Source organism: Leptothrix mechoopdaensis (SeqCode) (assembly GCF_053893855.1).
The window spans coordinates 3,540,127-3,566,137 of sequence record NZ_CM132699.1 but is presented as its reverse complement, the minus strand read 5'-3'; the positions used below and the strand labels follow the sequence as shown (position 1 = coordinate 3,566,137).

The window sequence follows — 26,011 nt, the reverse complement described above, 5'->3', positions numbered from 1 at the left end:
GATCACTTCACCCAGGTGTTGAGCTGGATGATCGGCAGCAGCACCGCCAGCACGATCAGCATCACGGCCAGGCCCATCACCACGATCAGCAGCGGCTCCAGGATGGTGGCCGTCTGCATCGCGCGGCGCTGGACCTCGTTGCCGAGCTGGGTCGCGGCGCGCTGCAGCATCTGCGGCAGCTCGCCGGTCTGTTCGCCCAGGCGGGCGAACATCGACAGCAGGCCGGGGAAACGCTTCTTGGCGGCCAGCGCGGAGGCCAGCGGCGCGCCTTCGCGGACCTGCGCCAGCGCGTCGAGCGCATCGGCGCGCATGGCCTCGTTGGACAGCGTCTCGGCGGCGGCCTGCAGGGCCTTGAGGATGGGCACGCCCGCGCCGGCCAGCATCGCCAGCGTGCCGGCGAAGCGGGCCGCGTTGTAGCCGCGCGCGAGCTTGCCCAGCAGCGGCAGGGTCAGGAAGCCGGCATCGAGCCGTTCGCGCGTGGCCGGGTTGCGGCGCATCACGCCGAGCAGGCCGACCGCGCCACCGACGGCCAGCAGCAGCAGCCAGCCCCAGCTGCGCAGGAAGGCGCTGATGCCCAGCATCGCGCTGGTCAGCCACGGCAGCGCCCGCTTGCCGCCGACGAAGACCTGGGCGACCTGCGGCACCACGTAGGTGACCAGGAAGACGACGATGACGATGGCGACCAGCGAGACGATCGCCGGGTAGAGCGCCGCGCCGATCAGCTTGGCCTTCAGCGCCTGGCGTTCTTCGAGGTCATCGGCCAGCTTCTCCAGCACCAGGCCGAGCTGGCCGGTCTGTTCGCCGGCCGAGACGACGGCGCGGTAGATGTCGTCGAACTCGCGCGGCGCGGTGGCCAGCGCGCGGGCGAAGGTCGAACCGGCGTTGACCTCGGCGCGCAGGTGCGCGAGCAGCTCGGCCTGGCGCGGTTCCTCGGCCTCGTCGGCCAGCGCGGTCAGGGCCCGTTCGAGCGGCAGCCCGGCGGCGACCAGGCCGGCGAGCTGGCGGGTCCAGATCGCCAGCGTGGTCGACGTGAACACCCGCTTGCCACCCAGCGCCGCGCCACCTTGCGCGCCCGAGCCTTCCTGGCCGGCGACCGGCTGCACGTCCATCGGCACCAGCGCACGGGCGCGCAGCATCGAGCGCACCGCCTTGGCGTTGTCGCCGTCCAGCAGGCCGGTCTGGGTCTTGCCGTCAGCGTCGAGGGCTTCAAAGCGGTAGGCGGGCATGGCTCAGTCGGTCATTCCCGCGTGACGCGCAGAAGTTCTTCGCTCGACGTGATGCCGGCTTCGACCAGCCGCATGCCGTCCTCGCGCATCGTCTTCATGCCGCCCTGTTCGGCGGCGACGAACAGCTGCGATTCGGCCGCCCGGTTGTGGACCAGCGCGCGCACCTTGTCGTCGGCCACCATCAGCTCGTAGATGCCGGTCCGGCCACGGTAGCCGGTGCGGCCGCAGGCCTCGCAGCCGACCGCGTGCCAGCGGCCGCGGTCGTCCTGGCGGCGGCAATCGGTGCACAGCTTGCGCACCAGCCGCTGGGCCAGCACGCCGATCAGGCTGGAGCTGAGCAGGAAGGGCTCGATGCCCATGTCGGTCAGCCGCGTGACGGCGCTCGGCGCGTCGTTGGTGTGCAGCGTGGCGAGCACCAGGTGACCGGTCAGCGAGGCCTGCACCGCGATCTGCGCGGTCTCGTGGTCGCGGATCTCGCCGATCATGATGACGTCCGGGTCCTGCCGCAGGATGGCGCGCAGGGCCTTGGCGAAGGTCAGGTCGATGCGGGCGTTGACCTGGGTCTGGCCGATGCCGGGCAGCTCGTATTCGACCGGGTCCTCGACCGTCAGCACGTTGGTCGTGCTGGTGTCGACCTCGGCCAGGCCGGCGTAAAGCGTGGTCGTCTTGCCCGAGCCGGTCGGGCCGGTCACCAGCACGATGCCGTGCGGCTGGGCGATCAGGCGCTGGAAACGCGCCAGCGTGTCACCTTCCATGCCCAGGCCGGCCAGCGAGAACTTGGCCTCGCCCTTGTCCAGCAGGCGCAGCACCGCGCGTTCGCCGTGCACGCCGGGCAGGGTCGACACCCGCACGTCGATGGCGCGGCCGCCGATCCGCAGCGAGATGCGGCCGTCCTGCGGCAGGCGTTTCTCGGCGATGTCCAGCTCGGCCATGATCTTCAGGCGCGAGATCAGCGCGGCGTGCAGCGCCTTGTTGGGCTGCACCACCTCGCGCAGCGTGCCGTCGACGCGGAAGCGCACGGCGCTGCTGCGTTCGTAGGGCTCGATGTGGATGTCGCTGGCGCCGTCCTTGGCGGCCTGCGTCAGCAGCGCGTTGAGCATCCGGATGATGGGCGCGTCGTTGCTCGCTTCGAGCAGGTCCTCGACCGCCGGCAGGTCCTGCAGCATGCGGCTCAGGTCGACGGCGCTCTCGACCTCGCCGACGACCGCCGCCGCGCTCGACTCGCCGCCGGCATAGGCCGCCGCGATGCGCCGGGCCAGCGACTCGGGCGGCTCCAGCTCGAGCGCGTCGATCGCGTAGAGGCGCTGGACCTCGGCCAGCGCGCTGCGGTCGACCGCCGCATCTGCCCACAGCACCAGGCGCTCGCCGTCGTCTTCCAGCAGGATGCGCTGGGCCTTGGCCCAGGCGTAGGGCAGCGGGTGGCGCATGTCGCGGCCCCGCTCAGCGGCCGGTGGCCGGCTTGCCCCAGTCGGCCGGGGCCGGCGTGGCGGGGGCGGCCGGCGCACTGCCGGCGGCGCCGGGGCGGCGGATCTCGGGGATCACCACCGAGTCGTTGACGTCACCGATCACCGACGGCTTGGGCTGGCCGTTCTGCTGCTGGGCCCGGATCGCGTCGTAGCGGTCGAGCGTCAGCGCGTTGGCGTCCTCCTGGGTCCGCATCACGACCGGGCGCAGGAACACCAGCAGGTTGCTCTTGGTGCGCTGGCGCTTCTCGGAGCGGAACAGGTTGCCGATCAGCGGGATGCTGGCCAGGCCGGGCACCTTTTCCTCGTTGTCGCCGAAGTCGTCCTTCAGCAGGCCGCCGAGCACCATGATCTGGCCGTCGTCGACCACGACGGTGGTCTCGATCGAGCTCTTGTCGGTGGTCGGGCCGGCGGTCGACGAGACCGAGGTGACGGTCGAGTTCTCCTGGAAGATCACCATGCGCACGGTGCCGTTCTCGCCGATCTGCGGCTTGACCCGCAGCGTCAGGCCGACGTCCTTGCGCTCGATGGTCTGGAACGGGTTGGTCGCGCCGGTGCCGGTGCCGGTGTTGGTGAAGGTGCCGGTCACGAAGGGCACGTTCTGGCCGATGACGATCTTGGCTTCCTCGTTGTCCAGCGAGACCAGGTTGGGCGTCGACAGGATGTTGGCGCCGGTGTTGGACTCCAGGAAACGGGCCAGCGCGCCGAGCGTGTAGACGCCGTTGATGGCCTTGAACAGGCCCACGTTCAGGCCGGTGCCGAGCGACGGCGTCGTGTTGGTGGCCGCCGCCAGCGACAGGTTGACGATGTTCGAGCCGGCCCCGGCCGTGGCCGAGTAGTTGGTGCCGACGGCCACGCCGTACTTGTCGCCCTTGCTGCCCAGCAGCGTCTGCCACTGGAAGCCGAACTCGGCCGCCTGGGTCGCGTCCATCTTGACGATCATCGACTCGACATAGACCTGCGCGCGGCGGGCATCGAGCTGGTCGATCACGCCGCGCAGCTGGCGGTAGACCGGTTCGGGCGCGCTGATGATCAGCGAGTTGGTGGCCGGGTCGGCCTGGATGAAGCCGCCGGTCGACGGGCTGGCCGCCGCCGCGACCGGTGAGGTGGCCTGCGGCGAGGCGGCGTTGTTGCCACCGGCCGTCGCCAGCGTCTGGCCCTGACCCGGCAGGGCCGCGCCCGTGCCACCCGCTGCGCCGCCGCCACCGCCTGCCCCCGTACCGGCGCCGGCGCCGTAGGCCGCGCGCAGCACCTGGGCCAGCTTCACCGCATCGGCGTTCTTCAGGTAGACGACATAGATGTTGCCGGCCGGGCCGCCCGTGGCCGACGGACGGTCGAGCTTGTCGATCACCGCGATCACGGCGGCCAGCCGGGCCGGGTTGGGGGCGCGGATCAGCAGCGCGTTGGTGCGCGGATCGGCCACCACCGACACGCCGGTCGTGCCCGGCGCGCCAGCGGCTCCTGCCGCGCCGCCGCCATCGGCGAAGCGCTGCACGATCGGCGCCAGGTCGGACGCCAGCGCGTGCTGCAGCGGGAAGACCTCCAGCCCGGTGTGCGCCGGCACATCGAGCGCCGAGATGATCTTGGCCAGCCGCTGCAGGTTGTCGGCGTAGTCGGTGATGACAAGGCTGTTGTTGCCCGGGTTGGCGTTGATCGTGTTGTTCGGCGTGATCAGCGGGCGCAGCACCGTCACCAGGTTGTTGGCGTTCTCGTGCTGGATGCGGAAGACCTGGGTCAGGATCTGGTCACCGCGACCGACCACCGAGCCGACCGAGACGGTGCCGCTCTGCAGCTTGGCCTCGGCCTCCGGGACGACCTTGAGCAGGCCACCCGACTCGACCACCGCGAAGCCCATGCCGCGCAGCGCCGACAGGTAGTTCAGGAAGACCTCGCGCTGGGTCAGCTCCTGGTCGCTGTAGAGCCGCATCGTGCCCTTGACGCGTGGGTCGACCACGATCTGGCGCTTGAGGATCGAGGCCAGCGCGCGCGAGATGTCGTCGATCTCGGCGTTCGGGAAGTTCAGGCAATAGCGGTTCGGCGCCGAGGCGCGGCACTTGAACGGGCCTTCGGTCCCGGCCGCAGGGGGCGCGGCGGCGGCGGCCGATGCCGGTGCGCCCAGCGTGGCGGCATTGCCGACGGCTGCGGGCGGCTTCTTGGCCTGCGCGGCGGCCAGCGGCATCAGCGCCGGAGCGAGTTGCGCGAGCGCCAGCAGCGTCGCGCACAAGGCCGGCATCGGACGTGGCAAGGAGGTCCGCCGGGTCGGGCGGTTTGCGGCCGGAGCGGGACGCAGCGTCATGGTCATCCGATCGAGAGCAGGGAGCGTGCGCCGTCGCGCCGTCCGATGATGTTGAGCAGGTTGCTGAGCGCGTCCTGGTCGGCTTCGGCCGCACGGGCCTCGCCACGCAGGCGCAGGCCGCTGGCGCTCCAGCTGCCTTGTCCGGACAGCAGCAGTGCGCCGTCGATCGTGCTCAGGCCGACCTGGGCGGTGCCGGCCTGGGCCGGGTCGGCGCTGACGTCGACGCGGTAGCTGCCCAGGCGCGGCAGCGTGGTGAGCCGGGACGAGAAGTCGCGCAGCTCGACGGTGGCCTGGCCTTCCATCGAGAAGCGGCCGGCCGCCCATTCGAGCCGCAGCCCGCGGGTGCTGAGGCGCAAGGCGCCGCCGGGTTGCAGGGTGTTCCAGGGCGTGCCCAGGCCGACCAGCCAGGCGGCCGGCCATTGGGCCAGCCAGGTCGTGCCGTCGGGCTCGGGCGCGGCCGGCGCGCCGCGCGTGTCCAGGCCCAGCACCTGCACCCGCAGGCGGCCCCAGCCGGGCAGCACGCGCAGCTGCGCGATGCCGTGGATGCAGCAGTCCTGTTGCAGGTCCAGCGCCAGGCCGGCGCCGTCGGCCAGCGTCGGGCGCAGCGTCCAGGCCAGCCGGCCAGGCAGGGCGCGGGCTTCGCGACTGCCGGCACCGGCGCCCAGCACCAGCATCGCGTCACCGGACCAGACCGTGCCGCGTGCGTCGGCCAACTGGACCTGATCGCGCGTGGCCAGTGCGACCGCGTCGGCCAGCCAGCGCGCCGGCGCGAAGGCCACGGCCGTCAGCAAGGTGCCGCAGACCGCCCCCCAGATCGCCCAGCGGCGCGGCTGGCGTTCGGCGGCGGCGGCTTCCCGCTCGCGTTTCAGGGCGGCCAGGCGATGCCCCGGAGCCGCGACGCCGAAGGCCGACGGCAGGCCGGCCATCGCCGCCGTCGGCTGGCGACGCAACGCGCGCAGGGCCCGTTGCGACAGCGAGGAAGAGGTGGACGGGCGCGCCATGTCGTGTCTTTGCCGTGGCGGCGTCAGGCCGGTCGACCCAGCGCCAGCACGACGCTGCCGCCGTACAGGCCGCCGGTCCGGCTGAGCTGCAGTTCGACGACGCGGGCGCGGGCGGCGCCGCGAACCTCGGCCAGCCAGCCGGTCAGCGTGGCCGGGTCGATGCCGGTCAGCGCGACGGTGGCGCGGTCGCCGGTCATCTGCAGACGGGCGTTGGCGCCCAGGCGCGTCACGGCGGCACGCAAGGCGGCTTCGGCCTGTTCGGGCGAGACGGGCGGCAGGGCCCGCAGCTCGCGGGCTTCCTGCGCCAGCAGCTGCATCTCGGCCAGCTGGGCATCCAGCGCGGCACGCTGGGCCGGCACGGTGTTCAGCGTGCGGATCGCCGGCTGGATCGCGATCTGCCAGACCACCAGCAGGGCGACAGCGGCAGCGGCCCATCCGAGCATCCGGCGCTCGCGTGGCGCCAGGCCGGCCCAGCGGGCCTGCAGCGGCACCAGATGGGGGGCCAGGGCGGCGGTGAGCGGCGCCAGCCGGGTCGCTTGCATGGCGTCGCGGTTCATCGGGTGGCTGGTGGGGCGGCTGATCGGGCGGCTCATGGTGCGGTTCCTGCGGGCGCGCGGGTCAGGCTCAGCGCACCGGCATTGCCTTCGAGCCGCCAGCCGGCCGGCTGCAGGCGGTTGCGGATCTGCGCGATCTCGTCGTCGCCCAGCTGCGGGGCGGCCAGCGTCAGGCGGGCGTTCTCGAAGCGCAGCGTCTGGACCGGCACCTTGTCGGGCCAGGCGCTGGCGACGGCCTGCAGCATCGGTTCGAGGTCGGTGTCACCGGCCTTGCCGGCAGCGGCCCGCAGCGTCTCGTTCTCGCGCCGCATCTGGACCGGCGCATCCAGGATCGCGCGGACCTGCGGGTGGGCGCTGCGCAGCAGCTGGGTCATGCGTTCCTTGCGATCGGCCAGCTCGCTGCGCTGCTGCCAGGCCCAGGCGTTCAGGCCGAGCAGCTGCACGCCGATCAGACCGGCCAGCCCCCAGCGGACCGGGCGCCAGGCGGGGCTGCGCAGGCGGGTCAGGGCGTCACGCAGCACGGTGGCGCCACGGTGGCGCGGTGCCAGCGCGAACTGGCGCAGGTTCCAGTCGCCCTGGACGGCGGCGAGCAGGCGCTGGGCCGGCGTGCGCACGGCGACCGCGCGGCCGAGCCAGGCCTCGGTGGCCTGCACCAGCGACGGGCTGGCGCTGCAGGTCAGGTCGGCGGGCAGCGGATCGGGCAGCAGCGCCTGGGTCAGCGCGCCGGGCTTGCCGGCCGCCGCGTTCCAGGGCCAGGCGAGCAGGCCGCCGGCATGGTCAAGGGTGACCCAGGCGCGGCCGTCGTGGCGGTCGGCACCGTCGTCGAGGCCGGTGTGGATGCTGGCGACGTCGAGCGTCGCGACGTCGGCCGCATCGCGTGAAGGCACTTGCGCCGGCACCACCCGGTCGACCGGACGGCCGGCCGATTCGAGCTGCTCGATCGCGGACTTCAGCGTGGCGGCGTCCAGCACCGCGACCCAGGCCTCGGCGCCCGGCTGGGCACCGGGTTCGAGCGCGAGATGCAGGCCGTCGATGTCGTCGAGCACCCGCTCTTCCAGCAGCCCGCGCAAGGCGCCGTCCATGCGGGCGGCCGGCGCACGCGGCACGGTGATGCGGTGGAAGCTGACATCGCCCGGCGCACACACCAGCACCGTGCTGGTGGCCGCCGGCAGCAGGGCGGTCGGGGCACGGCCTTCGGCGCCGACGCTGCGGGCGTCCGGGCTCAGCAGGTAGCGCCAGCCTTCGCCTGGGTTTTGGTGACCTTCCGCATGGCCCGAGGTGGCCCCGGCCAGCAGGCGGGCCCTCGGAGGCAGGGGAAGGATCAGCAGGCTCATGGGGATCTGGAAAAACGTCGTTCGATTGTAGGTGCCGAGGTCCGGAAGTCCCGCTGAATCAGGGGGTTGCGCTTCATTGCTGGAGTGACGTGCGAACTGTTGCCGGATCGATGCGCACCGAGCGCAGCACGCGCACGTCGCGGGTCTGCGCGTTGCGCTCCAGCAGCGAGCGCTGGCTGACCACCAGCGTGTCCAGCCGCATCGTGCCGTCGACCTCGAAGAAACGGGTGTTGACGCTCATGCGCTGGGTGTCCAGCGCGGCCTCCGGGCCGAGGATCTCGCGGGCATCCTCGACCGTCTGCAGGTGCTTGCGCAGGCGGGCCTGGGTCAGCCGCTCGGCGCCGGCCAGGTCGACGCCCGGCACCACGGCGGCGATGACCTCGCGCGGCGCGGTGTTGAGATTGACGGGCGTGTTGACCGGCAGCCAGCTGACGAAGGGCGCCAGCCGCTGGACGGTGGCCGGGTTCAGGCCCAGCCAGCCGAGATCCTCGACGCCGGCGGGCAGCAGCGGGGTGCGGCGGCGGTTGTCCTCCATGCCGGTGATCTCGACCGTCGTGCCCGGCATCGCCTGGCGCATCGCGTCGCCGATCTGCAGACCCAGCGAGGCCGGCAGTCCCAGCAGCTGGCACAGCCGTTCGAGCGTCTTCAGCTCGACCGGCTGCACCTTGCCTTCGCGCACCAGGTTGCGCAGGTTGTAGCGGCCCTGGGCGTCGCGGATGACACCCGACAGATAGGCCTCCGGCGCACTGCCGTCGTCGGCGTTGTTGTTGCGGTCGGCGGCCAGGAAGGTCGACAGCTTGGCCTCGGCCAGCGGCACCGACCAGGGCTCGCCGAGGTGGTCGACGTCGCTGGTGCGCTGGTCCTCGCGCAGGATCAGCCGGGCCCAGTCCAGCGCGCCGTTGAGGATCCAGCGCGCCTGTGCCTGACTGCGCTCGGCCGCCTCGACCTGCACGGCAACCCATTGCTGCCAGACCATGCCGGCGGCCAGCGTCGCGATCAGCGTGACGATGATCATCGCGGTCAGCAGGGCGGCACCACGTTGACGTTGAGGCTGCGGAGCCGGTCGAATCGACGCGTTCATGGATGCACCAGCCGCAGGTCGCGTTGCAGCGTGCCGGCATGGGCCGCGCCGTCGCCGAAGGTCAGCATCAGCCGCACGCCGTCGGGCAGCGTCTCGCGCTGTCCGGCGACGAGGCTGCTCTTGGGCTTGTCGGGTTTTTCGGGCTTGTCGGCCTTGTCGCTGGCGACGTCGCCGCTGGACTGCGCGTTGCTCCAGGCGTTGCTGCTGTTGAGGAAGACATGCACCTGCCAGCGCGAGACCCGCTCGAACATCGTCAGCGTGCCGGCCTCGTTGCCGAGCAGCTGGTAGCTGCGCAGCCAGCCGTCCTGCAGCGCGTCGGCGTCGCGCAGCGTCGGCGTGGTCCAGCGCACCAGCTTGCCGCCGCGCAGCGTCCAGGCGACCACCTGCACGCCGTCGTCGTTGCGGCGGGTCAGCCGCAGCGTCGCGCCGTCGAAGTTCAGGCCCGGCACCTGCTGGGTGTCGAGCACGTTGCCGAGGTCAGCCTCCCACTGGCCCATCACCGACTGCAGCCGCAACAGGCCGTCCATGCGCGCCTGCACGGTCTCGCGGCTGCGCATGACCATGTCGACGCCCTGCCAGGCCATGCCCGCCATCAGCGCGAGGATGAACAGCGAGACCAGCACCTCGACCAGCGTGAAGCCGCGGGGCGGGGTTCGGGGTGGTGATCGACGCAGTGATCGAGGCGTGAGGGACCGGCGCTGCATCGTCATTGCCTCGGCAGGATGGTCGTCAGCTGCAGGATCGGCTGGCCCTGCAGGTCGGCCACGCGCGCGTCGACGCGGCGGAAGTTCGGGTTGGGTGTGGGCCGCACCACCAGCTGGCCGCGGTAGCCCTCGCCCAGCTGTTCGCAGACGAAGTCGGTGTCGCCCACGGCGGGGAACTGGCGCGTCAGGCGCAGCTCGGTCAGCAGGTTGTCGGCGCACCACTGCGCGGCCAGCACGTCGGCCAGGCGCTGCGTGTTGGCGGTCAGCGCGGCCGATGCCTTCAGGCCGGCCGCCAGCGTGATCGCGACGATCGCGAGCGCGACCAGCACCTCGATCAGCGTCAGGCCCCGAGCGGCCGGACGCGAGGTGGCGCGTTCAGGGTTTCGCGACATCGTCGTGGATCACGCGGAAGGGGCCGATGCCGTCGCTGGCGACCAGGGCGCGGCGATCGCCGAGGTGCAGCACCACGCGCTGGACGCCGATCACCGGCTCGGGGCCGAGCGGGATCGACGTGCGGCCTTCGGGCAGCTCGACCTGCGGCGCATCGGCGCCAGCCGTCATCCAGCGCAGCGGCAGGCCGTGGTTGTCGGGCAGGCCTTCGAAGTGGAAGGCGTCGGGCGGCGCGGCGAGGTCGGCGGCCGAGACCCTCGGCTCGCGGCCCGGCGCCGGCCCGGGGGCCCATCGCACCGGCAGGCCGAGGGCCCGCGACTGGGCCCGTCCGGCTTCGAGCAGCGTCGCCAGCCGGGCGGCTTCCTGTTCGAGCCGCGTGCTGGCCGGGTCGGGCAGGGCGAGGCTGGCGACCGCGCTGGCGACCGCGATCAGCGCGACCACGATCAGCAGTTCCAGCAGGGTGAAGCCGTGGCTCGCCTTCGCGCGCGGCGTCGCGCCGAGGGGGCTCACGGCCGAAGGCTCATCGACGGGCGATCACTGCCAGGAGCCGAGGTCGGCATCCTTGCCTTCGCCGCCGGGCTGACCGTCGGCGCCGAGGGAGAACACGTCGATCTCGCCCTTCACGCCGGGGTTGGCGAACTGGTAGGGGCGGCCCCACGGGTCGTTGGGCAGCTTCTCCAGATACGGCTTCCAGTTCGGCGGATTGGGACCGGCCGACGGACGTGCCACGAGCGCCTGCAGGCCCTGTTCGCCGGTCGGGTAGCGCTGGTTGTCGAGCTTGTAGAGCTTGAGTGCCTGCATCAGGTTGCCGATGTCGGTGCGAGCGGCCGTGACGCGGGCGTCGTCGGCGCGGTCCAGCACGTTGGGCACGACCAGCGCGGCCAGCACGCCGATGATGACCAGCACCACCATCAGCTCGATCAGGGTGAAGCCGCGCCGGATGGCGTGGCGGGCGGTCGTGAACTTCTGGAGCGGGGCTGTCATCGCGGCGTTCGGGTGGGTCCGTCGTCTGGGGAGCCGTCCATCATAATGGTCGGATCATGGCAGCACGTACCACGGCTTGGCTGGTCTGGGCGCTCCTCGCGGGCAGCCTCGTTTTCTGGGGTTTGCGTCTCGGCGTGCAGCCTCAAGGCCTGCCCGACCAGGTGCGGACCGTCGGCGCGGACCAGTCCGCGCGCGGCGACATCTTGCGATTGTTTGCAAATCCGTCCGAACCCGACGGCACGGCAGCCCCGCAGCAGACGGCAGCGGCGAGCCGGCTGCGGCTGCTCGGCGTGGTCGCCGGGGCCAGTGGCGCCGATCGTGGCTGGGCCATGCTGTCGGTCGACGGCCTGCCGGCCCGCATGATCGCCGTCGGTGGCGAGGTGGCGCCGGGCTGGGTGGTCAAGTCGGTGAGCCAGCGCCAGGTCGAGGTCGGCCCGGCCGGCGGCGCGCCCGTCGCGGTGCTCGACCTGCCCTTGCCGAACGCGCCGCAGACCGGTCAGCTGTCACCGCCTGCCGGTGCGGCCGTACCCGCTGCGCAGCCGGCATTCAACCCGGCCGCGCCGCTCGCGCCGGCGATGCAGGCCCCGCAGCCGGGATTCAACCCGGCGCCGCCGGTGGTGCCGCAACTCGAAGGCCAGGCCGCCCAGCCGGTCAACGAACCGCCGCCGGCCACCCTGCGCTGAGGCCGGGTCCAGGCCCGGCACTCAGCGTTCGGGCAGGTGGATGAAGTCGCGCGCCGAATCCGGCGCCTCGTCGGTCAGCACGACCGGTTCCGGGCCATCGGCGACATCGCACAGCAACGAGGCCGCGCTGGCCACCAGCGGCCAGCTCACCGCGATGCCGGTGCCGTCGATGCTGTCCATGCCCAACGTCAGCAGCGCGGTGCTCTTGAAGCCGCCGAGCACGGCATCCAGCCCGGCGTGGTCGGTGCTGCGGCAGAACACGCAGTAGTCGGCCACCGGCCCGGCGATGTGCGTCGCGACGATCAGCGCGGCGCAGGCCACGATGCCGTCGATCAGGATCAGGTGACGCTTCTCGGCCGCCTTCAGCAGCGCGCCGACCATCATCGCGGTCTCGAAGCCGCCGTAGGCCGCCAGTGCCTCGACCGGATCCTCGACCTGGCTGTGCCGGGTCTGGGCCGCCTGCAGCACCACCATCAGGTGTTCCAGCGTCATCGACGGCATGCGGTCGCCGGCGTTGAGGATGGTGCGCAGCTGCAGGCCCGTGATGCGCGAGATCAGCAGCCCGGCCGCCTCGACCGACCCGATGCCGATGCCGGCACAGCCGAGCACGTTGCCCGGCAGCGCGTCGGCGATCTCCATGCCGGCGCGGATGGCCGAATGCAGCTGCTCCAGCGTCATCGCCTGGGCGACCCGGCAGTTGCGCGTGCCGTGCGCGATCTTGCGCGCCAGCACGCCGGGCTGGACCCGCAGCGGCGTGCTCAGGCCGCTGTCGACCAGCGTCAGCGTCAGCCCCTGTCGATGTGCCAGCACCGGCAGCGGGACGCGGTTGCTGACGATGTCGTCGACGGTCTGCGCCGTGCTGCGGTGCTGCGGCGACGAGACGTCGACCGCCAGCCCGTGATCACCGGCGAACACCACCAGCTGCGGCTGGCGCAGCCGAGGCCGCAGCGCGTTCTGGATCAGGCCCAGCCGGATCGCCAGCGGTTCGAGTTCGCCCATGTGCCCGCCCAGCGCCGAACGGCGCTGCAGCCTCAGCTGCAACGCCTGCTGCAGCGAGGGTCGCGTGGTGGGAGCGACCAGCGGCGGGGTCTCGGTGAACATGGCTCGTCTCGGGTCGACAGGTCGGATCGCGACGGGCCGCGACCGGTGCGCGGGCGGCCCGGAGCGGCCGGATCAGCGCAGAAAGAGACGGTACACCGGGTTGTCGGTTTCCTCGACGCAGGGATAGGCGAGGGTGTCCAGGAATTGGCGGAACTTTGTCCGGTCCGACTTCGGCACCTGGATGCCCACCAGGATCCGGCCGTAGTCGGCGCCCTGGTTGCGGTAGTGGAACAGGCTGATGTTCCAGCCCGGGTGCATGCTGGACAGGAAGCGCATCAGCGCGCCCGGACGCTCGGGGAAGACGAAGCGGAACAGCCGCTCGTCGGCCGCCAGCGGCGAGTGACCGCCGACGAGGTGGCGGATGTGGTCGGCCGCCAGCTCGTCGTGGCTCAGGTCGATCGCGCTGAAGCCATTGCGCGCGAACAGCGTGGCGATCTCGGCCGACTCGCCCGGCTTGCTCAGGCTCAGGCCGACGAAGATGTGGGCCTGGCGCTCGTCCGAGATGCGGTAGTTGAACTCGGTCACGCTGCGCGGGCCGATCAGCTCGCAGAAGCGCTTGAACGAGCCACGTTCCTCGGGGATCGTCACGGCGAACAGTGCCTCGCGGGCTTCGCCGAACTCGGCCCGCTCGGCGACGAAGCGCAGGCGGTCGAAGTTCATGTTGGCGCCGCAGGTGATGGCCACCAGCGTCTCGCCGCGGATGCCGGTGCGCTCGACGTACTGCTTGACCGCCGCCACGCCCAGCGCGCCGGAGGGTTCCAGCACCGAGCGGGTGTCCTGGAACACGTCCTTCATCGCGGCGCAGACCGCGTCGGTGTCGACCCGGATGTAGTCGTCGACCAGCACGCGGGCGAGCCGGAAGGTCTCCTCGCCGACCTGCTTGACGGCGGTGCCGTCGGCGAACAGGCCGACATCGGCCAGCCGGACCCGCTTGCCGGCCTCGACCGAGCGGGCCATCGCGTCGGAGTCGTGCGTGTGCACGCCGATCACCTTGATCTCCGGGCGCACCGCCTTCAGGTAGGCCGCCACGCCCGAGATCAGGCCGCCGCCGCCAATCGCCACGAAGACCGCGTGGATGGGGCCCTGATGCTGGCGCAGGATCTCCATGCCGATGGTGCCCTGGCCGGCGATGACGTCCGGGTCATCGAACGGGTGCACGAAGGTCAGGCCCTGCTCGCGCGCCACGCCCAGCGCGTGGTCGTAGGCGTCGGAGTAGCTTTCGCCGTGCAGCACGACCTCGCCGCCACGTGCGCGCACCGCGTCGACCTTGACGGTCGGCGTGGTCGTCGGCATGACGATGACCGCGCGGCAGCCCAGCCGCTGGCCGCCGAGCGCGACGCCCTGGGCGTGGTTGCCGGCCGAGGCGCAGATCACGCCGCGCGCGAGCTGCTCGGGCGTCAGGTGGGCCATCTTGTTGTAGGCCCCGCGCAGCTTGAAGCTGAAGACCGGCTGGTTGTCCTCGCGCTTGAGCAGCACGCGGTTGCCGAGTCGCGCGGACAGGTTCTGCGCCGGCATCAGCTCGGTCTCGTGCGCGACGTCGTAGACCTTCGCGTTCAGGATGCGCTGCAGGTAGGTGCTGGCCAGCGCGACCTTGGCGGCCTGGGCCTTGGCGGGCGATTCTTTGGCGGGCGTTTCCTTGGCGGACCTCACCTTGGCGGACGGAGCGGGGGTCTTTGAGGCAGGGGTCTTGCGCGCGGAAGGCATGGGCGGGGCAGCGGCGGATCTAGGGGGGCGATGATCATAAGTGACCCCCTTCCGCGCCCTGCTGACCGGATCATGGGCACGAACAGACATAAAAAAAGCCCAAGACCGGGGGTCTTGGGCTTAATCCACCTTTTGAGGAGGGTGGAGGAGACAACTTGTGGAACCTGTCGGGACGAGCCGACATGCGGGCAGTACTTGATTGACTTTTTGGTGACTGGCCGCTTCTTTTCCTTGGGATCGATTCTATGCGGGCGTCATGGTGCGTTGCAACGTAGAACGACGAATTCCCTTGCCTGATCGACGCGCAAGACATGACGTCCGGCACGGTCCGCCCGTATGGGTTAGACAACGATGTGACGGAGTGACAATCCGCCGCCCTGACCGATCAACCGATGCTTGGCGCCCGTCGCCGACCGACCACCATGGAATGCACGATCAACTGGATGCCGTCCAACGGCATGGCCTTTTCCGCCGAAACCGGCAGCGGACACCTGCTGACGATGGACGGCGCGCCCGAGGGCGGCGGCCGCAACCTGGCGCCGCGGCCGATGGAGACGCTGCTGGCCGGCGCCGGAGCCTGCGCGGCCTATGACGTCGTGCTGATCCTCAAGCGTGGCCGTCATGCCATCAGCGGCTGCAAGGTGCAGGTCCAGGCCGATCGGGCCGAGGTCGACCCGAAGGTCTTCACCCGCATCGTCATGACCTTCATCGTGACCGGCAGGAACCTGCCCGAGACCGCCGTGCAGCGGGCCGTCCAGATGTCGCACGACAAGTACTGCTCGGCGACCGCGATGCTGGCCAGGACGGCCGAGATCGAGGTCAAGGTCGAGGTCGTCAACGAGGCCTGACCGGAGCCGAGGTCGTCCCGTTCAGATGCGGTGCGCGGCCGTCGTCATGACCTTCGCGGCCGCCCGCATCAGCCAGCGCACCGGCGGGGGCGGGCGCAGACCGCCGGCGTCGGCTGCTTCGGTGGCATGACGCGCCTCGTCGTCGCGCATCTGCGTGACGATCGCCTGCGAGCTGAGGTCCTGGGCGGGCAGGCGGTCGAGGTGACTCTGCAGGTGCTGTTCGACCTGGCGTTCGGTCTCGATCACGAAGCCCAGGCTGGCGCGGCGGCCCATGCGCCCGGCCGCCAGCCCGATCGCGAAGGCGCCGGCATACCAGAGCGGGTTCAGCACCGATGGCCGCGTGCCGAGTTCGCGGATGCGCTGCTCGGTCCAGGCCAGGTGATCGACCTCGTCGGCCGCCGCCGCGTCGAAGTGGTCCCGCAACTCACGATCCGACGTGGCCAGTGCCTGGGCGTTGTAGAGCGCCTGGGCGCAGACCTCGCCGACATGGTTGACGCGCATCAGCGCACCGGCGAGCGCGCGCTCGGCCTCGGTCATCGTCTCCGGCTCGTTTCCCGATGCTTCGGAAACGACATCCGGCTGCGGGCGGGCACGTTGCGCGTGGTGATGACCCCACACCGTGCGCAGGCCGATGTCGACCGTCGCGAGGACGCGATCCAGGGTGTCGCTTGTTTGCATCGTGAATGAGCTTATGCGGTGGGTTACATCAAGGAGTCATCTTGCGCGCGGCCTATTTGAGTCGGACCCACGGCGTGATGAAATCGCGTGTTGCACTCGGGCAACGCAAGTCCCTGCTTGTGGAGACTACGGCTTGGCAAGGCGTTCCAGCGTCTGTTGGAATCATGACACCTTCCAACAAGGAGGTTCGCCGCAGCCGCTGAAGGTAAAGAAGTTTCAACCCTGAAGCATTGCGGTTCCTCAATCCTGTCCCCCTAGGAGATTCTTGATGAAAAAGTCCCTGATCGCCCTCGCCGTGCTGAGCGCGTTTGCTGGTGTGGCTTCGGCCCAGTCGTCGGTGACCCTGTCGGGCTCCCTGGACGCCGGCCTGAACCGTACCGCTGGTGTCACCGGTCTGAAGGGTGCAGGTTCGTCGCGCAACGCCCTGACCTTCTCGGGCGTTGAAGACCTGGGCAACGGCAACAGCGCGTTCTTCACGCTGAACCACCGCTTCAACATCCAGAGCGGCACCCAGAACGGCGCCAACACCACGACCGTTGGCAACGCCAGCGACGACGTGAACGGCCAGCAGTTCTATCGCAATGCCTTCCTGGGCCTGAAGAACAACGACATCGGCGACGTCCGTCTGGGCCGCATCCTGATGCCCGACCAGGAAATCAACGGTGGCTTCGAAGCCTGGAGCGGTGGCGACGGCGCGGCCGCTGTCCACGCTGACGGCCGTGGCGCGAACCCGGCGCAAGCCAACCTGCGCTCGAACCAGGCGATCTACGTTCGCTCGGCCAGCCTGGGTGGCCTGGTGATCCACGCTGCGCAAGCTCGCCGCCTGGGTGACACCAACCAGACCAACACCGTCGCCCCGCGTGGCTTCGGCGCTGTCTACACCTTCGGCCCGGCCGCCGTCGGTGCCGCCACGGACCGCAACGACAACGACAAGAAGACCACCGGCCTGTACGCCAAGTACGACCTGGGCGCGGCTCTGCTGTTCACCCAGTACGAGCGCAGCGACACCAACGCCGCCGGCACGAAGGACAAGCGCCTGACGTTCAGCGCGCGCATCCCCGTGGGCGACGTGACCTACAAGGTCGGCTATCGCATCATGAACCGTGACGACGCCGCCGCCACCGGCAGCGCCAAGAAGGTCGGCGTGGGTCTGGAATACAACCTGTCCAAGCGCACCCAGTTCTACACCAGCATCGGCAAGACCAGCGGTTCGGACATCGAAGTGACCAACAAGCTGACGGCCACCGCTGCTGAAGGCACGGCCGCTCGCAAGCCGACCGCCGACATCGGCATCTGGCACAAGTTCTGATCGACCTGTCGATCACGGCTTCGGCCTGAGCTGAATCGGAAGCCGCCCCTCGGGGCGGCTTTTTTCATGTTCGGGCGTGCCGCTAGGGAAAGCCTGCGTGTCCGCGCGACAACGAGGCCGATCCAAGTGCCTCAGGCCTGTACAAAATAGTACGGTCGTTCTATTCAAACCCGGAGACTCGGATGTCCAAGAAGATCCTCGCCCTGACCGCGCTGGCCGGCGCCTGCGGTGCCGCATCGGCGCAGACCCCGGCGACCTCGTCGGTTGAACTCTACGGCGTGGTCGATGCCGGCCTGAACTACGTCAGCGGGATCAAGTCGGGCAACACCCGTCTGGTCAGCGGGGTGATGGACGGTTCGCGCCTGGGTGTGCGCGGCAACGAGGACATCGGCGGCGGCTGGCGCACCCTGTTCGTGCTGGAGAGCCGGCTGGAGGCCAACAACGGCACCGTCAGCAACCGGCCGCAATCGGGCTCGCAGGCGCCGGACCGGCTCAGCGACGCGGCACTGCTCGGCCTGCCGGGCGCCCTTCAGGGTGCCGTCACCGGCGTGGCCAGCACCGTCGGGTCGACCATCGGCGTGAACCTGCGCAACGGCTTCTGGGATCGCCAGGCCTTCATCGGCCTCGTGACCCCGGTGGGCGGCATCCTGGCCGGTCGCCAGTACACGCCGGCCTACGAGGTGTTCGCCACCTTCGACGCGCTCAAGACCCAGTCCAGCCTGTCGGCCGGCCAGGTCAGCGCGGTGCCGTCCGGCGTCGACATCCGGGTCGACAACGCCGTGGCCTACCGCATCCAGCTTGACGGCCTGTCCGCTGCGGCGATGGTCACCTTCGATGGCGCCACGCCGTCGAACGCCAACCGGCTCAAGGCGATCAACGCGATCTACAAGGCCGACGGATGGTCCGTCGGCGGTGGCTACAACGTGCGCAACAACGAACTGGGCGAGACCAGCCTGAAGACCGCCGTGTTTGGCGGGACGCTGGCCGTCGGCCCGGGCACGCTGTCGGGCATGACCGGGTCCATCAAGGACGAGCACCCGAGCGGCCTGTCGACCATCCCCGCCGCCCTGATCGCCGGTGGCGCGACCGCCGGCCAGGCCGCGCTGGTGCAGGGTGCCTTCATCACCGCGCTGAAGCAGGATGCGAGGCTCTTCAACGTCGGCTACACGCTGACCGTCGGCCAGCTGACCTCGGTGGTGTCCTACAGCCTGATGGACGACCGCCGCGCGGCGGACGCCGACACCACGTCCTACGGCGTGGCCTGGACCTATGCGCTGTCCAAGCGCACCGACGTCAACCTCGTGCTCGCGCGCTTCAACAACAAGCCGCTGGCGCAGGCCGCTCCTGGCGGCGCCGGCTTCCTGGGTGGTTTCACGAAGACGGCCGGCACGGATTCGAACAACGTCGCGATCGGCGTGCGCCATCGTTTCTGATCCTTCGAACCGGTGGTCGCCGTGACCGCCGCCTGAACCAGGGCCGCCTCGTGCGGCCCTTTTTGTCGCGCCATGTCGACGTCTTCGGGTTCTGCCCCGTTGGCGGTGTCGCTGCGCCTGCCCGATGCTCGCGCCCGACGAACCTACGCACCGGATCCGCCTTGTCCTTGTCCTTGCCCCATTTCTGGTCCTTGTTTCCGGCGCAACGCCGCCCGGTGTCCGTTGTCGCCACCGGACTGCTGGCCGCCTTCCTCACGGGCTGCGCGTCGACCCCTCCCGTCGGGCGGGACGTGACCGAAGCGCCCGTGACGGTCGACGCCGCGCTGGCGGCAGGCTTCGGGCCGGACTGGCAAGGCGTGCCGCTGCCCGGCAAGCGTGTCACCCGTTATGTGCCTGCCGACGACGCCGGCCGCGCCTGCCTGCATGCCAGCGCCGACCGCTCGGCCAGCATGTGGCGACGCAAGGTCCATGTGGCGCCGGCGGACCTGGGCCAGTTGCGCTTCAGCTGGAAGGTGCCCGGCCTGATCACCGACGCCGACCTGAGCGACCGCGATGCCGAGGACGCACCGGTGCGCATCGTGCTGGCCTTCGACGGCGACCACACCCGGCTCGGCATGCGCGACCGCATGCTGTTCGATCTGGCCGAGACACTCACCGGCGAACGCCCGCCCTACGCGACGCTGATGTACGTGTGGGACAACCGCGCGCCGGTCGACAGCGTGATCCACGCGGCGCGTACCGACCGCGTGCGCAAGCTGGTGCTGGAATCCGGCCCGTCGCGCCTGAAGCGCTGGCTGGAGTACCAGCGCGACGTCGCCGCCGACTACCGCCGCCTCTATGGCGAGGAGCCCGGCGCGCTGATCGGCGTGGCCGTCATGACCGACGCCGACAACACCCAGAGCCGCAGCGAGGCCTGGTACGGCCCGATCCGGCTGACCGGCCCGAAGGGCCAGCCACTGTTCTGACGGGTTTGCCGAACGTCAGTCCTCGAGCAGCCGCTCGCCAGCGAACTGCTGGGCGGCGGTTTCCCGCTCGCGCACCAGTCGGGCCTGACCGCCCCTGACGATCACCTCGGCGGCGCGGCCGCGGGTGTTGTAGTTGCTGGCCATCGACATGCCGTAGGCACCGGCCGAGACGATCGCCAGCGTGTCGCCGGGTTGCACCGCCAGCGCGCGGTCACGGCCGAGCCAGTCGCCGGATTCGCAGACCGGTCCGACGACGTCCCAGGTCGGCGCCTCGGCACCGGCGCGTTCGACGCAGGGCACGATGCCCATCCAGGCCTCGTACATCGCCGGTCGCGCTAGGTCGTTCATGGCGGCGTCGACGATGCAGAAGTTCTTGGTCTCGCCCGGCTTCAGGTACAGCACCTCGGTCAGCAGCACGCCGGCATTGCCGACCAGCGAGCGGCCCGGCTCGAACACCAGTTCGCGGTGGCCGTGGCCGCGCGCGTCGATGCGCGCGAGCAGCGCGCCCAGCAGCGCATCGGCCGTCGGCGGCGTCTCGTCGGTGTAGGTGATGCCCAGGCCGCCACCGAGGTCCAGGTGGTGGATGGGGATGCCGGCGGCCTCGATCGCCTCGACCAGGTCCAGCACACGATCGAGCGCGTCGATGAAGGGCGCGACCTCGGTCAGCTGCGAGCCGATGTGGCAGTCGATGCCGCGCACCGCCAGGCCGGGCAACGAGGCCGCGTGGCGGTAGACCTCGACGGCGCGCTGGTGCGCCACGCCAAACTTGTTGCCCTTCAGGCCGGTGGAGATGTAGGGGTGCGTGCCGGCGTCGACGTCCGGGTTGACGCGCAGGCTGACCGGCGCGACGCGGCCGAGCGAAACGGCCACGGCCGACAGCGCGTCCAGCTCCGGCTCGCTCTCGACGTTGAAGCAGCGCACGCCGGCTTCCAGCGCCAGCTTCATCTCGGCGCGGGTCTTGCCGACGCCCGAGAACACGACCTTGCCGACGTCGCCACCGGCCGCGATCACGCGCTGCAGTTCGCCGCCGGAGACGATGTCGAAGCCGCAGCCGGCGCGCGCGAAGGTCTGCAGCACGGCCAGGTTCGAGTTGGCCTTCATCGCGTAGCAGACCAGGTGCGGACGGCCCGCCAGCGCGCGCTGGTAGCCCGCCAGCGCCCCCAGCATCGAGGCCTGCGAATAGACGTAGAGGGGCGTGCCGAACTCGCGTGCCAGCGCGTCGAGCGCGACGTCCTCAAGCTGGAGCTGGCCGTCGCGACGGGACAGGTAGGGAGCGCCGGGGAGGGTCATGGTGCGGATCGGGGAGCGTTGGATCGGGTGGGGGTGGAGGCTGCGGCGGCCGCAGCGGCTGCCGCGTCCGAAGGCCGTTGCAGCGGGCCCTTCTGGCCGCAGCCGGCGAGCAGCGCGACGGCTGCCAACACGGTCGCCAGGGGCAGTCCGGCGGGGCGAATCGAGCCCCGGAACCCCGGCGCTAAACTCGTCTGAAGCCTTGTTCGACGTCTTGAAAACATCAACGGAATTCTACCGACCATGACCTTGCCGACCGTCCCTGCCGCCACGCCGCTGAGCGATGCCGACTACCGCAGCCGATCGGCCGCCGTGCTCGCGGCGATCGAGGCTTGCGTCGATCGCTGGCTGGACGAGGACGTGGTCGACATCGACGCCCATCGCACCGGCGGCCTGCTCGAACTGGCCATGCCGGGCGGCAGCAAGCTGGTCATCAACACCCAGCCGCCGCTGCAGGAGATCTGGCTGGCGGCGCGGGCCGGTGGCTACCACTTCCGCCATGTCGACGGCCGCTGGCTCGACACCCGCACGGGCGCCGAGTTCTTCGAGCTGCTGTCGATCCAGGCCAGCGCGCAGGCCGGCAAGGCGCTGCGCTTCGAGCCGGCCTGACTCAGTTGCGGAACAGGTCCAGGATGCTGCGGCGCTCTTCGGACGCTGCGGCTCCTGCGCTGTGCGGGCCGTCCTCGAGGCGGTTCACGGTGGCCCCGTTCTCCTCGTAGGCCCAGTCGCCGTTGAACTGCAACAGGCCCGGCGTCGGCGCGATCTCGGCGACCGGCACGTTGCGCAGTGCGTAGGACATGTAGTCGATCCAGGCCGGCAGGGCCAGGCCGCCACCGGTCTCGCGGTCGCCCAGCTTGCGCGGCTGGTCGTAGCCGATCCACACCACCGCCACCAGGCCGGGCTGGTAGCCGGCGAACCAGGCGTCGTTCGAGTCGTTGGTCGTGCCGGTCTTGCCGTACAGGTCGGGCCGCTTCAGCGTGGCCTGGGCGCGTGCCGCCGTGCCGCTGCGCGTCACCTCCTGCAGCAGGCTGCTCATCATGAAGGCGTTGCGGGCGTCGATTGCCCGCATCGACTCGTCCAGCGGTACCGGCTGGGTCTGGCTCAGGACCTTGCCGCGGTTGTCGGTGATGCGGTTGATCAGCATCGGCGCGACCCGGTAGCCGCCGTTGGCGAAGACCGAATAGCCCGAGGCCAGCTGCAGTGGCGTGACCGTGCCCGAACCGAGCGCCATCGTCAGGTAGGCCGGATGTTTCTCGGCCTCGAAGCCGAACCGGCTGATCCACTGCTGCGCGTAGTCCGGGCCGATCGCCTGCAGCACGCGGATCGAGACCATGTTCTTCGACTTGGCCAGCGCCTTGCGCAGCGGCATCGGGCCTTCGAACGTGCCGTCGTAGTTCTTCGGCTCCCAGGGCTGGCTGCCGGTGGCGTCGGCGTCGAAGAACAGCGGGGCGTCGTCGACGATGGTGCTCGGACCGATCCCCTTTTCCAGCGCGGCCGAGTAGATGAACGGCTTGAAGCTCGACCCCGGCTGGCGCCAGGCCTGCGTCACGTGGTTGAACTTGTTCTTGAGGTAGTCGAAGCCGCCGACCATCGCCCGGATCTCGCCGGTGTTCGGGTCGATCGACACGAAGGCGCCTTCGACCTGCGGCAGCTGGCCGATCGACCAGGCCTTCTTGGCGTCCTGCATGACCCGGATCACCGCGCCCGGGCGGATCTGGACCTGCGGCTGCGCGTTGCTGCCCAGTGCACCGGCGACGTTGCGCAGGCCTTCGCCGGTGACCTCGATCGTGTCGCCGGTCTGCAGCATCGCCACGACCTTCTTCGTGCTGGCCTCGATCACGACGGCGGCCAGCAGGTCGTCGTTGTCCGGATGGTCTTCCAGCGCCTCGGCCACGCGGGTATCGAGCGAACGCTTGTCGGACGGCAGGTCGACGGTCGCCTCCGGGCCGCGATAGGGCTTGCGGCGCTCGAAGTCCAGGATGGTCCGGCGCAGCGCCTTGTAGGCCGCGTTCTGGTCGCCGGCCCGGATCGACAGGTAGACGTTCAGGCCGCGGGTGTAGGCGTCGTCGCCGTACTGGGCGTGGACCAGCTGACGGGCCGCCTCGGCGACGTATTCGGCGTGCGAGGTGCTGTCGCGCGGGGCGTGGTAGCGCAGCACCTGGGCCAGTGCCTGCTCGCGCTGGGCGTCGGTGATGTAGCCGTTCTCGCGCATGCGCTCGACGATGTAGCGCTGACGCTGCTCGGCGCGCTGGCGGTTGCTCAGCGGGTTGTAGGCCGACGGCGCCTTGGGCAGGCCGGCCAGCATCGCGGCCTCGGCGATCGTCACGTCCTTGAGCGGCTTGCCGAAGTAGATCTCGCTGGCCGCCGCGAAGCCGTAGGCGCGGTGACCGAGGTAGATCTGGTTCATGTAGACCTCGAGGATCTGGCGCTTGCTCAGCGCCGCCTCGATCTTGAACGACAGCAGGATCTCGTAGATCTTGCGCGTCAGCGTCTTCTCGGTCGACAGGTAGAAGTTGCGCGCGACCTGCATCGTGATGGTCGAGGCGCCCTGGCTGCGGACCTCGCGCAGGTTGCCGATCGCCGCCCGCAGCGCGCCCCGGTAGTCGATGCCGCCGTGTTCGTAGAAGCGCGAGTCCTCGATCGACAGCACCGCGTCCTGCATCACCTTCGGGATCTCGTCGATCGTCAGGTAGCTGCGGCGCTCCTCGCCGAACTCGCCGAGCAGCGTGCCTTCGACCGAGTAGATGCGCATCGGCAGTTTCGGCCGGTAATCGACCAGGCTGCGGATCTCGGGCAGGTTCGGGTAGGCCGTGGCCAGCGCGATGCCCAGCAGCATCGCCACGACCAGCGCGCCGCCGCCGATCAGGCCGGCCGTCCAGGCCAGCACGCGCAGCGGCAGGCTCCAGGTGGAGCCTCGGCGCACGCCCGCCGGGGCTGCGTTGGCGGACGACGAGGCAGGCGCGGATTCGCTCATGGAGGCGCCCCGGAAAGGGGCTGGACTGGCAGGGGAGCGCGATTATAGGAAGCGGTCAAGCCCCGAATTGACCGTGTCGCGATACGCTTCTCACGCTTGGTTTCGTGGGCAGGACGTGACAATCTTCACACCGCTTGGGTTGGCTCGGTGGCGTCGGTGTGGCGCAACTCGGGACAGACCCGAAAACCGGAAAAATCTTTGTGCGTCAACTACTTTGTTGATAGCATTGAAGTAAGTTATTAACAGTCCGCCACAGGTGGATGTGCCGTCATTGGGGAAGCGCGTGAGTGTTCTCGACATCCTTTTGGGTCGCAAGCATGCGTCGCTGATCGGACTGGACATCAGCTCTTCAGGCGTCAAGCTCGTCGAGCTGGGGCAGACCGCCTCCGGCGAATATGTGGTCGAACGTTTTGCCAGCGAATCTTTCGAGAAGGGCTGGATCACCGACGGCCAGATCGAGAAGTTCGACGAGATCGCCGAGGCGGTTCGCCGCGTCGTTCTCAAGAGCGGCACCAAGACCAAGAACGTCGCGATGGCGATGCCGCAGTCCTCGGTGATCACCAAGAAGATCATCCTGCCCGGCGGTCTGCGGGAAGAGGAGATGGAGATCCAGGTCGAGGCCGAGGCGAACCAGTACATCCCGTTCTCTCTCGACGAGGTCAGCCTCGATTTCTGCGTGATCGGCCCGAGTCCCGACCAGGTCGGCGATGTCGAGGTGCTGATCGCCGCATCGCGCAAGGACCGCGTGCAGGACCGCCAGGGTCTGGCCGAGGCGGCCGGGCTCAAGCCGGTGGTGCTCGACATCGAGTCGAACGCCTCGCGCATGGCGATCGGCCGGGTCATCGCGGCGCTCCCCAACGAGGGCCGTGACGCGCTGGTCGCGCTGTTCGAGATCGGCGCCGACACCACCAGCCTGAAGGTGCTGCGCGACAACGAGATCCTCTACGACCGCGACCAGGCCTTCGGTGGTGCCCAGCTGACGCAGCTGATCTCGCGCCAGTACGGCCTGTCCTTCGAGGAGGCCGAGACCAAGAAGCTGGCCGGCGACCTGCCCGAGGACTACGAGAGCTCGCTGCTCGCCCCCTTCGTCGACAGCCTGTCGCAGGAGATCGGCCGGGCGCTGCAGTACTTCTTCACCAGCACGCCGCACCACCGCGTCCACTACGTGATGCTGTCGGGCGGCACGGCCACGCTGCCCGGCCTGAAGGACCGCGTCACCGAGCTGACCGGCTTCGCGTCGATGGTGGTCAACCCCTTCGAGGGCATGAAGCTCGGCGGCTCCGTTCGCGAGTCCAAGCTCCGGCGCGAGTCGCCTGCCTACCTGACCGCATGCGGGCTGGCCATGCGGAGGTTCCTGCAATGATCCTCATCAACCTCCTGCCCCACCGCGAAGAGCGGCGGCGGCGCCGCAAGCAGGCCTTCTACGCCGGCATGGTCCTGGCGGGCATCGTCGGCCTGCTGATGGCGGGCATCTGGTATCTCGCGCTGATGGAGATGATGCGGGCCCAGCAGTCCCGCAACGAGTTCCTGCAGACCGAGATCCGGCGGCTGGAGGTGCAGATCAAGGACATCGCGTCGCTGAAGTCCGAGATCGAGGCGCTGAAGGCGCGCCAGAAGGTCGTCGAGGACTTCCAGATCGACCGCAACATGCCCGTGCACCTGCTCAACGAGCTGGCCGGCCGCACCCCCGAGGGCGTCTACCTGACCTCGGTGCGGCAGGAAGGGCAGGCCGTCGCGGTGACCGGCGTGGCCCAGACCAACGAGCGGGTCTCGGAGTTCCTGCGCAACACGGCCTACAACTCGGCCTGGCTGGAGCGGCCCGAGCTGGTCGAGATCCGCGCCAGCGCCCAGGCGGCCGGCGTGCGCGACCCGAAGCGCCTGTTCGACTTCGCGATCCGCCTGACCCTCAAGCGGCCGCAGGACCTCGATGCGGTCCCGCGTGCCGGCGAGGCGGCTTCGGCGCCGGCCCGTGCGGCCTCGGCGTCCTGAGGGAGAC

Annotated in this window: 25 protein-coding genes; 8 read left to right on the top strand and 17 right to left on the bottom strand. The window is 70.2% G+C overall.

Annotated elements, in window-relative coordinates:
- Positions 1 to 2 precede the first annotated feature (2 nt).
- From gspF to gspG, 11 genes are all read right to left on the bottom strand, one after another.
- Complete coding sequence (gene gspF / locus ACWA7K_RS15395) at positions 3 to 1,226, bottom strand: type II secretion system inner membrane protein GspF (protein WP_456162277.1); 1,224 nt, start codon at positions 1,224 to 1,226, stop codon at positions 3 to 5.
- A gap of 11 nt (positions 1,227 to 1,237) precedes the next feature.
- Positions 1,238 to 2,653, bottom strand: a complete 1,416-nt coding sequence (gspE, locus tag ACWA7K_RS15390; RefSeq protein ID WP_456162276.1) for a type II secretion system ATPase GspE — start codon at positions 2,651 to 2,653, stop codon at positions 1,238 to 1,240.
- 13 nt (positions 2,654 to 2,666) lie between these two features.
- Complete coding sequence (gene gspD, locus ACWA7K_RS15385) at positions 2,667 to 4,985, bottom strand: type II secretion system secretin GspD (protein WP_456210183.1); 2,319 nt, start codon at positions 4,983 to 4,985, stop codon at positions 2,667 to 2,669.
- Between the two features lie 2 nt (positions 4,986 to 4,987).
- Positions 4,988 to 5,986 (bottom strand): type II secretion system protein N, encoded by a 999-nt coding sequence (gene gspN, locus ACWA7K_RS15380; protein ID WP_456162274.1) that lies wholly within the window; start codon positions 5,984 to 5,986, stop codon positions 4,988 to 4,990.
- Between the two features lie 23 nt (positions 5,987 to 6,009).
- Positions 6,010 to 6,579, bottom strand: a complete 570-nt coding sequence (gene gspM, locus ACWA7K_RS15375) for a type II secretion system protein GspM (RefSeq protein WP_456162273.1) — start codon at positions 6,577 to 6,579, stop codon at positions 6,010 to 6,012.
- On the bottom strand, positions 6,576 to 7,874 hold the full coding sequence (gspL, locus tag ACWA7K_RS15370; protein ID WP_456162272.1) for a type II secretion system protein GspL: 1,299 nt from the start codon (positions 7,872 to 7,874) through the stop codon (positions 6,576 to 6,578). The genes gspM and gspL overlap by 4 nt, the downstream gene beginning before the upstream one ends.
- A 73-nt stretch (positions 7,875 to 7,947) precedes the next feature.
- Positions 7,948 to 8,955 (bottom strand): type II secretion system minor pseudopilin GspK, encoded by a 1,008-nt coding sequence (gene gspK, locus ACWA7K_RS15365; RefSeq protein ID WP_456162271.1) that lies wholly within the window; start codon positions 8,953 to 8,955, stop codon positions 7,948 to 7,950.
- Positions 8,952 to 9,659, bottom strand: a complete 708-nt coding sequence (locus ACWA7K_RS15360; protein ID WP_456162270.1) for a PulJ/GspJ family protein — start codon at positions 9,657 to 9,659, stop codon at positions 8,952 to 8,954. The genes gspK and ACWA7K_RS15360 overlap by 4 nt, the downstream gene beginning before the upstream one ends.
- Positions 9,660 to 9,661: 2 nt before the next feature.
- Positions 9,662 to 10,051 carry a type II secretion system minor pseudopilin GspI gene (gene gspI, locus ACWA7K_RS15355; protein WP_456162269.1) on the bottom strand — a complete coding sequence of 130 codons (390 nt, stop codon included), beginning with the start codon at positions 10,049 to 10,051 and terminating at the stop codon, positions 9,662 to 9,664.
- Positions 10,035 to 10,559 (bottom strand): pilus assembly FimT family protein, encoded by a 525-nt coding sequence (locus ACWA7K_RS15350; RefSeq protein WP_456162268.1) that lies wholly within the window; start codon positions 10,557 to 10,559, stop codon positions 10,035 to 10,037. The genes gspI and ACWA7K_RS15350 overlap by 17 nt, the downstream gene beginning before the upstream one ends.
- Before the next feature lie 24 nt (positions 10,560 to 10,583).
- Entirely contained in the window at positions 10,584 to 11,033 is a 450-nt protein-coding gene (gspG, locus tag ACWA7K_RS15345; RefSeq protein ID WP_456162267.1) for a type II secretion system major pseudopilin GspG, read from the bottom strand.
- A 56-nt stretch (positions 11,034 to 11,089) separates the two neighbouring features.
- On the opposite strand from gspG, the gene ACWA7K_RS15340 reads away from it, so the two are divergent.
- The gene (locus tag ACWA7K_RS15340) at positions 11,090 to 11,716 is read left to right on the top strand and encodes a hypothetical protein (RefSeq protein ID WP_456162266.1); all 627 of its coding nucleotides are present in this window, start codon (positions 11,090 to 11,092) and stop codon (positions 11,714 to 11,716) included.
- 21 nt (positions 11,717 to 11,737) lie between these two features.
- Here ACWA7K_RS15340 and ACWA7K_RS15335 read toward each other — a convergent pair whose 3' ends face one another.
- Entirely contained in the window at positions 11,738 to 12,817 is a 1,080-nt protein-coding gene (locus ACWA7K_RS15335) for a nicotinate-nucleotide--dimethylbenzimidazole phosphoribosyltransferase (protein ID WP_456162265.1), read from the bottom strand.
- Positions 12,818 to 12,889: 72 nt separating this feature from the next.
- Positions 12,890 to 14,521, bottom strand: coding sequence for a threonine ammonia-lyase, biosynthetic (gene ilvA, locus ACWA7K_RS15330; protein WP_456162264.1), 1,632 nt, complete (start codon positions 14,519 to 14,521; stop codon positions 12,890 to 12,892).
- A gap of 422 nt (positions 14,522 to 14,943) precedes the next feature.
- Between ilvA and ACWA7K_RS15325 the strand changes: the two genes are divergently transcribed.
- Positions 14,944 to 15,369 (top strand): OsmC family protein, encoded by a 426-nt coding sequence (locus ACWA7K_RS15325; protein ID WP_456162263.1) that lies wholly within the window; start codon positions 14,944 to 14,946, stop codon positions 15,367 to 15,369.
- 21 nt (positions 15,370 to 15,390) lie between these two features.
- Here ACWA7K_RS15325 and coq7 read toward each other — a convergent pair whose 3' ends face one another.
- Positions 15,391 to 16,047 carry a 2-polyprenyl-3-methyl-6-methoxy-1,4-benzoquinone monooxygenase gene (gene coq7 / locus ACWA7K_RS15320; RefSeq protein ID WP_456162262.1) on the bottom strand — a complete coding sequence of 219 codons (657 nt, stop codon included), beginning with the start codon at positions 16,045 to 16,047 and terminating at the stop codon, positions 15,391 to 15,393.
- Positions 16,048 to 16,315: 268 nt separating this feature from the next.
- Here coq7 and ACWA7K_RS15315 point away from each other — a divergent pair, with 268 nt between their 5' ends.
- The 3 genes from ACWA7K_RS15315 to ACWA7K_RS15305 all read left to right on the top strand — a co-directional run bounded on the left by ACWA7K_RS15315 (position 16,316) and on the right by ACWA7K_RS15305 (position 19,754).
- Positions 16,316 to 17,356: a porin gene (locus ACWA7K_RS15315; protein WP_456162261.1), complete on the top strand. Its 1,041-nt coding sequence runs from the start codon at positions 16,316 to 16,318 to the stop codon at positions 17,354 to 17,356.
- Positions 17,357 to 17,538: 182 nt separating this feature from the next.
- Entirely contained in the window at positions 17,539 to 18,789 is a 1,251-nt protein-coding gene (locus ACWA7K_RS15310; protein ID WP_456162260.1) for a porin, read from the top strand.
- A gap of 290 nt (positions 18,790 to 19,079) precedes the next feature.
- The gene (locus ACWA7K_RS15305) at positions 19,080 to 19,754 is read left to right on the top strand and encodes a DUF3047 domain-containing protein (RefSeq protein ID WP_456210181.1); all 675 of its coding nucleotides are present in this window, start codon (positions 19,080 to 19,082) and stop codon (positions 19,752 to 19,754) included.
- Between the two features lie 15 nt (positions 19,755 to 19,769).
- Here the strand turns inward: ACWA7K_RS15305 and lysA are convergent, their stop codons facing one another.
- Together lysA and lptM are read right to left on the bottom strand one after the other, a co-directional pair.
- Complete coding sequence (gene lysA, locus ACWA7K_RS15300) at positions 19,770 to 21,044, bottom strand: diaminopimelate decarboxylase (RefSeq protein WP_456162258.1); 1,275 nt, start codon at positions 21,042 to 21,044, stop codon at positions 19,770 to 19,772.
- Entirely contained in the window at positions 21,041 to 21,265 is a 225-nt protein-coding gene (gene lptM, locus ACWA7K_RS15295) for an LPS translocon maturation chaperone LptM (protein ID WP_456162257.1), read from the bottom strand. The genes lysA and lptM overlap by 4 nt, the downstream gene beginning before the upstream one ends.
- A gap of 19 nt (positions 21,266 to 21,284) precedes the next feature.
- Between lptM and cyaY the strand changes: the two genes are divergently transcribed.
- Positions 21,285 to 21,650: an iron donor protein CyaY gene (gene cyaY / locus ACWA7K_RS15290; RefSeq protein ID WP_456162256.1), complete on the top strand. Its 366-nt coding sequence runs from the start codon at positions 21,285 to 21,287 to the stop codon at positions 21,648 to 21,650.
- Position 21,651: 1 nt separating this feature from the next.
- Here cyaY and ACWA7K_RS15285 read toward each other — a convergent pair whose 3' ends face one another.
- Entirely contained in the window at positions 21,652 to 24,015 is a 2,364-nt protein-coding gene (locus ACWA7K_RS15285) for a penicillin-binding protein 1A (RefSeq protein WP_456162255.1), read from the bottom strand.
- 283 nt (positions 24,016 to 24,298) lie between these two features.
- On the opposite strand from ACWA7K_RS15285, the gene ACWA7K_RS15280 reads away from it, so the two are divergent.
- Positions 24,299 to 25,378, top strand: a complete 1,080-nt coding sequence (locus tag ACWA7K_RS15280; protein WP_456162254.1) for a pilus assembly protein PilM — start codon at positions 24,299 to 24,301, stop codon at positions 25,376 to 25,378.
- Positions 25,375 to 26,004, top strand: coding sequence for a PilN domain-containing protein (locus ACWA7K_RS15275; RefSeq protein ID WP_456162253.1), 630 nt, complete (start codon positions 25,375 to 25,377; stop codon positions 26,002 to 26,004). The genes ACWA7K_RS15280 and ACWA7K_RS15275 overlap by 4 nt, the downstream gene beginning before the upstream one ends.
- Positions 26,005 to 26,011: the final 7 nt, after the last annotated feature.